Here is a 7,593-nt window from a genome sequence, read left to right as displayed (position 1 = left end):
GCGGCGCGCTGCTCGGCCCGCTCGCGGCGGGCGTCGAGCCAGGCGGCCGCCCAGTCGGCGGGCTCGGCGGCGGGGACGGCCTGCGGGGTGCCGCTCCACAGCAGGAGGAGTCCGAGCGCGTGCTTGCACGGGAACTTCCGGCTCGGGCAACTGCACTGGTAGGCGGGCGTGGCGAGCTCGACCACGGTGCGGTACGGCGTGCTGCCGCTGCCTCCGCACTCGCCCCAGACCGCGGCGCCGTCGGTGCCCGGGGCCGACCAGGGCGCGGGCGTGGAGAGCTTGCCGGCCGCCTTCTGCGACGCGGCGTCAGGCGCCAGGGACAGGACGTGTTCGGTGCTCCAGCGTTCCTCCATGGCACCGACCGTAGGCGGGGGCACTGACACTTCCTCACCGCCCGCCGAGGATTGTCAGTGCCCGGGTGCAGGGTGGCTCCCGCAGGCCGGAGTTGCCCTCCCGTCACCCGCCGCCCCGCCGTCACCGTGCCCGGCGGCCGACCCGAAGGAGCCCCCATGACCGACGTTCTGCGGCAGCACGCCGAGGACGCCTTCGCCGGTGAACTGGCCGCCCTGGCCGCGCAGGACGACCGTCCGCGCCCCGAGCGCTGGAAGCTCTCGCCCTGGGCCGTGGCGACGTACCTGCTCGGCGGCGAACTGCCCGACGGCACCCGGATCACGCCCAAGTACGTCGGCCCGCGCCGCATCGTGGAGGTCGCCGTCACGACGCTGGCGACGGACCGCGCGCTGCTCCTGCTCGGCGTGCCGGGCACCGCCAAGACCTGGGTGTCCGAGCACCTGGCCGCCGCGATCAGCGGCGACTCCACCCTGCTCGTGCAGGGCACCGCCGGCACCCCCGAGGAGGCCGTCCGCTACGGCTGGAACTACGCCCAGCTGCTCACCAACGGCCCCAGCCGGGAGGCCCTGGTGCCCTCGCCCGTCATGCGGGCGATGGCGGACGGCAAGCTCGCCCGCATCGAGGAGCTGACCAGGATCCCGGCCGACGTGCAGGACGCCCTGATTACCGTCCTGTCCGAGAAGACGCTCCCGGTGCCGGAACTGGGCTCCGAGACGCAGGCCGTGCGCGGCTTCAACGTGATCGCCACCGCGAACGACCGGGACCGCGGCGTCAACGAGCTGTCCAGCGCGCTGCGGCGCCGCTTCAACACCGTCGTGCTGCCGCTGCCTGCCTCGTTGGAGGAGGAGGTCGACATCGTCACCCGCCGGGTGGGCCAGCTCGGCCGCTCCCTGGACCTGCCCGAACTGCCCGGCGGCGCCGAGGAGATCAGGCGGGTCGTGACGGTCTTCCGCGAGCTGCGCGCGGGGATCACGGTCGACGGCCGGACGAAGGTCAAGACGCCGGGCGGCACGCTGTCCACGGCCGAGGCGATCTCGGTGGTCACCAACGGCCTCGCCCTGGCGGCCCACTTCGGCGACGGTGTCCTGCGCGCCGCGGACGTGACGGCGGGCATCGTCGGGGCCGTCGTCCGCGACCCGGTCGCGGACCGGGCGGTGTGGCGCGAGTACGTCGAAGGGGTGGTGCGCGAGCGCGACGGCTGGAAGGACTTCTACCGCGCCGCCCGCGAGGTGGCCGCATGACCTCCCCGGGCCCGACCGCACCGGGCGCGAGCACCCCGGACGTGACCCTGCTCGGGGTCCGCCACCACGGCCCCGGCTCGGCCCGGGCGGTGGGCGCCGCCCTCGCACGGCTCGCGCCGGACGCGGTGCTGATCGAGGGCCCGCCCGAGGCCGACGGCATCGTCGGGCTGGCCGCCGAGAAGGACATGGTGCCGCCGGTCGCGCTGCTCGCCCACGCGGTGGACGACCCGGCACGGGCCGCGTTCTGGCCGTACGCCGAGTTCTCCCCGGAGTGGGTGGCGATCCGGTACGCGGTGGAGCGGGAGCTGCCGGTCCGCTTCATCGACCTGCCCGCCGCGTACGGCTTCGCCGACGAGGCCGCCGCCGACGGTCCCGCCGCCGACAGTCCCGCGGCCGCCGATGAGCCCGCGGCCGACCCGATCGCCCTGCTCGCCGAGGCCGCCGGCCACGACGACCCGGAGCGCTGGTGGGAGGACGTCGTCGAGCACCGCGCGCCCGGCGCCGACGCCCTGGCGCCGTTCACGGCCGTCGCCGAGGCGATGGCCGCACTGCGCGCCGAGGGCCTCGCCGAGTCCCGCCGGGACCTCGTGCGCGAGGCGTACATGCGCCGGCAGATCCGGGCCGCCCGGCGGGCCGGGCACCGGCGGATCGCCGTCGTCTGCGGGGCCTTCCACGTGCCCGCCCTCGCCGAGCTGCCGACCGTCGCCCACGACCGGGCGCTGCTCGCGCAGCTGCCGAAGAAGACCAGGACGGACATCACCTGGGTGCCCTGGACGCACCGCAGGCTCGCCCAGTCCGCCGGGTACGGCGCGGGCATCGAGTCGCCCGGCTGGTACCACCACCTGTACGCGGCCGGGGCCGACCCGGTGCCGCGCTGGCTCGCCCGCGCCGCCGAGCTGCTCCGCGCCGAGGACCACCCGGTCTCGTCCGCGCACGTCATCGAGGCGGTCCGGCTCGCCGAGACCCTCGCCGCCCTGCGCGGCCGCCCGCTGGCCGGGCTCACCGAGACGCTGGACGCCGTCCGCGCGGTCATGTGCGACGGCTCGGACGTCGCGCTGGAGCTCGTCCGCGACCGCCTGGTGATCGGCGACGCCCTCGGCGAGGTCCCGGACGCCGCACCGGCGGTGCCGCTCCAGCGCGACCTCGCCCGGCTGCAGCGCACGCTGCGCCTCAAGCCCGCGGCCGCGTCCCGGGACCTCGACCTCGACCTGCGCAAGGACACCGACGCCGCCCGCTCCCGCCTGCTGCACCGGCTGCGGCTGCTGGGCGTCGAGTGGGGCGGGCCCGCGCGCTCCGCCGTCGCCTCGACCGGCACCTTCCGGGAGAGCTGGCGGCTGTGCTGGCAGCCCGAGTTCGCGGTCCGGATCGCGGAGGCCGCCCAGTGGGGCACCACGGTCGAGGACGCGGCCACCGCGAAGGCCGTCGCCACCGCCCGCGCGGCCGGCGAACTCGGGCAGCTCACCGGCCTGGTGGAGACCTGCCTGCTGGCCGGCCTGTCCACCGCCCTGCCCGCCGTCATGCGGGTGCTCGCCGACTGCGCCGCCCTCGACACCGACGTGGCCCACCTGGCCGGCGCCCTGCCCGCCCTCGTCCGCGCGCTGCGCTACGGCGACGTGCGCGGCACCGACCACGGCGCGCTCAAGGAGGCCGCCACCGGCCTGGCCGACCGCGTCTGCGTCGGCCTGCCGCCCGCGTGCGTCGGCCTGGACGCCGCGAGCGCGGCGGACCTGCGCGCCCGGCTCGACGAGGTGCACGGCGCCGTCGGCCTGCTCGCCGCGGACGGCCTCGCCGACCGCTGGGCCACCGCCCTGCACGCGCTGGCCCGCCGCGAGCCCGCCGGCGGCCCGGCCACCGGGGTCCCCGGCCTGCTGCGCGGGCGCGCCGTCCGGCTGCTGCTGGACGACGGCCGGCTCGACACCGAGGAGGCCGGCCGCCGCCTGCGCCTGGTGCTGTCCGCCGCCGGCGCACCGGCGGACGCGGCCGGCTGGGTCGAGGGCTTCCTCTCCGGCGGCGGCGCCCTGCTGCTGCACGACCCCCGGCTGCTCGCGCTGCTCGACGAGTGGCTGACCGGCGTCTCCGACACGACCTTCACCGACGTCCTGCCGCTGCTGCGCCGCACCTTCAGCGGCCTGGAGGCGGGCGTGCGCAGCACCGTCGGTGCCCGGGTCGCGGCCGGCCCGCTCGACGCCGAGCCGTCCGGCGAGCCCGCCGCCGGCGAGCTGGACCGGGCCAGGGCCGACGCCGCCGTGCCGGTGGTGGCCCTGCTGCTGGGCGTGCGGCCGTTCATCCCCCGGCAGGCCACCGGCCGCGACAGCTGAGCCGTTCCCCTCGAAAGCCCCCGCAGAAGCCCCTCGAAAGCCCCTCTCGAAAGCCCTCGCGAAGGAGGAGCACATGACGACCACGACCGACGAACGCCTCCGCCGGTGGCGCCTGGTGCTCGGCGGCGAGGCCGACGGCACCGGCTGCGCGCTGCGCGGCCGCGACGCCGCGATGGACGGCGCGCTCGCCGCGCTCTACCGGGCCGCCCCCGACGAGACCGCCCGGCCCGGCCGGGGCGGCCGCCGCGGCGCCGGGCTCGGCGGCTCGGCCCCGCAGGTGGCCCGCTGGCTCGGCGACATCCGTAGCTACTTCCCGTCCACCGTCGTGCAGCTGATGCAGCAGGACGCGATCACCCGGCTCGGCCTGGAGCGGCTCCTGCTGGAGCCCGAGATGCTCGCCGCCGTCGAGCCGGACGTCCACCTCGTCGGCACCCTGCTCTCGCTCAAGCACGCCCTGCCGGAGACCACCAGGGAGACGGCCCGCGCCGTCGTCGGCCGGGTGGTGGCCGACCTGGAGCGCCGGCTGGCCGACCGGACCAGGTCCGCCCTGGGCGGCGCCCTCGACCGCAGCGCCCGGGTGCACCGGCCGCGCCACCGCGACATCGACTGGGACCGCACCATCCGGGCCAACCTGAAGAACCACCTGCCCGAGCACGGCACCGTCGTCCCCGAGCGGCTGGTCGGCCACGCCCGCGCCCGGCGCGCCGTCCGCAAGGACGTCATCCTCTGCGTGGACCAGTCCGGTTCGATGGCGGCCTCGGTCGTCCACTCGGCCGTCTTCGGCGCGGTCCTCGCCTCGATGCGCACACTCGACACCCGGCTGGTCGTCTTCGACACCTCGGTGGTCGACCTGACCGAGCAGCTCACCGACCCGATCGACGTCCTGTTCGCCACGCAGCTCGGCGGCGGCACCGACATCAACCGCGCCCTCGCCTACTGCCAGTCGAAGATCACCCGTCCGGCGGAGACGATCGTCGTCCTGATCAGCGACCTCTACGAGGGCGGGGTCCGGGACGAGATGCTCCGGCGGGTCGCCGCGATGAAGGCGGCCGGCGTCCGGTTCGTCGCCCTGCTCGCGCTCTCCGACGAGGGCGCCCCCTCCTACGACCACGCCCACGCCGCCGCCCTGGCCGCCCTCGGCGCTCCCGCCTTCGCCTGCACCCCCGACGCCTTCCCGGACGTCATGGCGGCGGCGATCGAGAAGCGGCCGATCCCCCGGCACCTGATCGAGGGGGCCGGGCAGGGGTTCTGACCAGGCGGCCCGTCGGATTCACCCGGACGTGCGAATCCGCCCGACGGGTGGACCGGGCGTCTGTCACGCCGCTTTAGGCTGTCTGTGACGGTTCTCACCAAAGACGGGCCGGTCCCGGGCGAAAGAGTCCCGTCCCACGGGGATAACCTGCCAGACGGACGTGACGCGCGTGTTGATTGACGTGTGCGCCCGTGGCTGTGTGGGCCGCAAGGCCGTACCTCTGCGTACCCGCACCGCCCCGACGACCCGCAGCGAAGATCCTGCCGTGGCACGCTCGTAGAGACACAATCCGCGACCACGAACAAGGACAAACACGTGGACCTGTTCGAGTACCAGGCGAGGGACCTCTTCGCCAAGCACGGCGTGCCCGTGCTTGACGGCGACGTCATCGAGACCCCCGAAGCGGCTCGCGCCATCGCCGAGCGCTTCGGCGGCCGCGCCGTCGTCAAGGCTCAGGTGAAGGTGGGAGGCCGTGGCAAGGCCGGTGGCGTGAAGCTCGCCGCCGACCCGGCCGACGCCGTCGCCAAGGCCGAGCAGATCCTCGGCATGGACATCAAGGGCCACACCGTTCACAAGGTGATGCTCGCCCAGACCGCCGACATCAAGGACGAGTACTACGTCTCGTTCCTGCTGGACCGCACCAACCGCACCTTCCTGGCCATGGCCAGCGTCGAGGGCGGCGTGGAGATCGAGGTCGTCGCCGAGGAGAACCCCGACGCGCTCGCCAAGATCCCGGTCGACGCCAACGAGGGCTGCACCCCGGAGAAGGCCGCCGAGATCGTCGCCGCGGCGAAGTTCCCGGCCGAGGTGGCCGACCAGGTCGCCGAGGTCCTGCAGAAGCTGTGGAAGGTCTTCATCGCCGAGGACGCCCTCCTCGTCGAGGTCAACCCGCTGATCAAGTCCGGTGACGGCAAGATCATCGCGCTCGACGGCAAGGTCTCCCTGGACGAGAACGCCGAGTTCCGCCAGCCCGAGCACGAGGCCCTGGAGGACAAGGCCGCGGCCAACCCGCTGGAGGCCGCCGCCAAGGCCAAGGGCCTGAACTACGTCAAGCTCGACGGCCAGGTCGGCATCATCGGCAACGGCGCGGGCCTCGTCATGAGCACCCTCGACGTGGTCGCCTACGCCGGTGAGAAGCACGGCGGCGTCAAGCCCGCCAACTTCCTCGACATCGGTGGCGGCGCGTCCGCCGAGGTCATGGCGAACGGCCTGGAGATCATCCTGGGCGACCCCGACGTCAAGTCGGTCTTCGTCAACGTCTTCGGCGGCATCACCGCCTGTGACGCGGTCGCCAACGGCATCGTGCAGGCGCTGGAGCTCCTCGCGAGCAAGGGCGAGAACGTCTCCAAGCCGCTGGTCGTCCGCCTGGACGGCAACAACGCGGAGCTGGGTCGCAAGATCCTCGACGACGCCAACCACCCGCTGGTCCAGCGCGTGGACACCATGGACGGCGCCGCTGACCGCGCCGCCGAGCTGGCCAACAAGTAAGGAAGGGGACTTTCACACCATGGCTATCTTCCTTACCAAGGACAGCAAGGTCATCGTCCAGGGCATGACCGGCGCCGAGGGCATGAAGCACACCCGCCGCATGCTCGCCTCCGGCACCCAGATCGTCGGCGGTGTCAACCCGCGCAAGGCCGGCACCACGGTCGACGTCGACGGCACCGAGATCCCGGTCTTCGGCTCCGTCGCCGAGGCGATGAAGGAGACCGGCGCCGACGTCTCCGTCCTGTTCGTCCCGCCGGCGTTCACCAAGGCCGCCGTCGTCGAGGCCATCGACGCCGAGATCGGCCTGGCCGTCGTCATCACCGAGGGCGTCCCGGTGCACGACACCGCCGCCTTCTGGGCCCACGCCGGCTCCAAGGGCAACAAGACCCGGATCATCGGCCCGAACTGCCCCGGCCTGATCAGCCCCGGACAGTCGAACGCCGGCATCATCCCGGCCGACATCACCACCTCCGGCAAGATCGGTCTGGTCTCGAAGTCGGGCACCCTGACCTACCAGCTCATGTACGAGCTGCGCGACATCGGCTTCTCCTCGGCCGTGGGCATCGGCGGTGACCCGGTCATCGGCACCACCCACATCGACGCCCTCAAGGCGTTCCAGGAGGACCCGGAGACCGAGCTCATCGTCATGATCGGTGAGATCGGCGGCGACGCCGAGGAGCGTGCCGCGGCCTACATCGCCGAGCACGTCACCAAGCCGGTCGTCGGCTACGTCGCGGGCTTCACCGCCCCCGAGGGCAAGACCATGGGCCACGCCGGCGCCATCGTCTCCGGCTCCTCGGGCACCGCCCAGGCCAAGAAGGAGGCCCTTGAGGCCGCCGGTGTCAAGGTCGGCAAGACGCCGTCCGAGACCGCCCGCCTGGCGCGCGAGATCATCGCCGGCTGACCCCAGCCCGGCCGACGAGTGCCCCCGCCCGGTTCGCCG

The 7,593-nt window shown here is 74.2% G+C and carries 6 protein-coding genes; 5 read left to right on the top strand and 1 reads right to left on the bottom strand.

Annotated elements, in window-relative coordinates:
• Positions 1 to 353: SWIM zinc finger family protein (locus ACFXDE_RS38350; RefSeq protein WP_380498965.1), on the bottom strand; the 353-nt coding region annotated here is incomplete at its 3' end.
• Between the two features lie 156 nt (positions 354 to 509).
• Between ACFXDE_RS38350 and ACFXDE_RS38345 the strand changes: the two genes are divergently transcribed.
• The 5 genes from ACFXDE_RS38345 (at position 510) to sucD (ending at position 7,554) form a co-directional block, all read left to right on the top strand.
• Positions 510 to 1,592, top strand: coding sequence for an AAA family ATPase (locus ACFXDE_RS38345; RefSeq protein WP_380498964.1), 1,083 nt, complete (start codon positions 510 to 512; stop codon positions 1,590 to 1,592).
• The gene (locus tag ACFXDE_RS38340; protein ID WP_380498963.1) at positions 1,589 to 3,910 is read left to right on the top strand and encodes a DUF5682 family protein; all 2,322 of its coding nucleotides are present in this window, start codon (positions 1,589 to 1,591) and stop codon (positions 3,908 to 3,910) included. The genes ACFXDE_RS38345 and ACFXDE_RS38340 overlap by 4 nt, the downstream gene beginning before the upstream one ends.
• Positions 3,911 to 3,983: 73 nt before the next feature.
• Entirely contained in the window at positions 3,984 to 5,162 is a 1,179-nt protein-coding gene (locus ACFXDE_RS38335) for a vWA domain-containing protein (RefSeq protein ID WP_380498962.1), read from the top strand.
• A 315-nt stretch (positions 5,163 to 5,477) separates the two neighbouring features.
• The gene (gene sucC, locus ACFXDE_RS38330; protein WP_359962397.1) at positions 5,478 to 6,650 is read left to right on the top strand and encodes an ADP-forming succinate--CoA ligase subunit beta; all 1,173 of its coding nucleotides are present in this window, start codon (positions 5,478 to 5,480) and stop codon (positions 6,648 to 6,650) included.
• Positions 6,651 to 6,669: 19 nt separating this feature from the next.
• Positions 6,670 to 7,554: a succinate--CoA ligase subunit alpha gene (sucD, locus tag ACFXDE_RS38325; protein ID WP_380438985.1), complete on the top strand. Its 885-nt coding sequence runs from the start codon at positions 6,670 to 6,672 to the stop codon at positions 7,552 to 7,554.
• Positions 7,555 to 7,593: the final 39 nt, after the last annotated feature.

Origin of the sequence: Kitasatospora sp. NPDC059408 (assembly GCF_042751525.1) — a bacterium.
GTDB lineage: Bacteria > Actinomycetota > Actinomycetes > Streptomycetales > Streptomycetaceae > Kitasatospora.
This window is presented reverse-complemented; position numbering and strand designations above follow the sequence as displayed.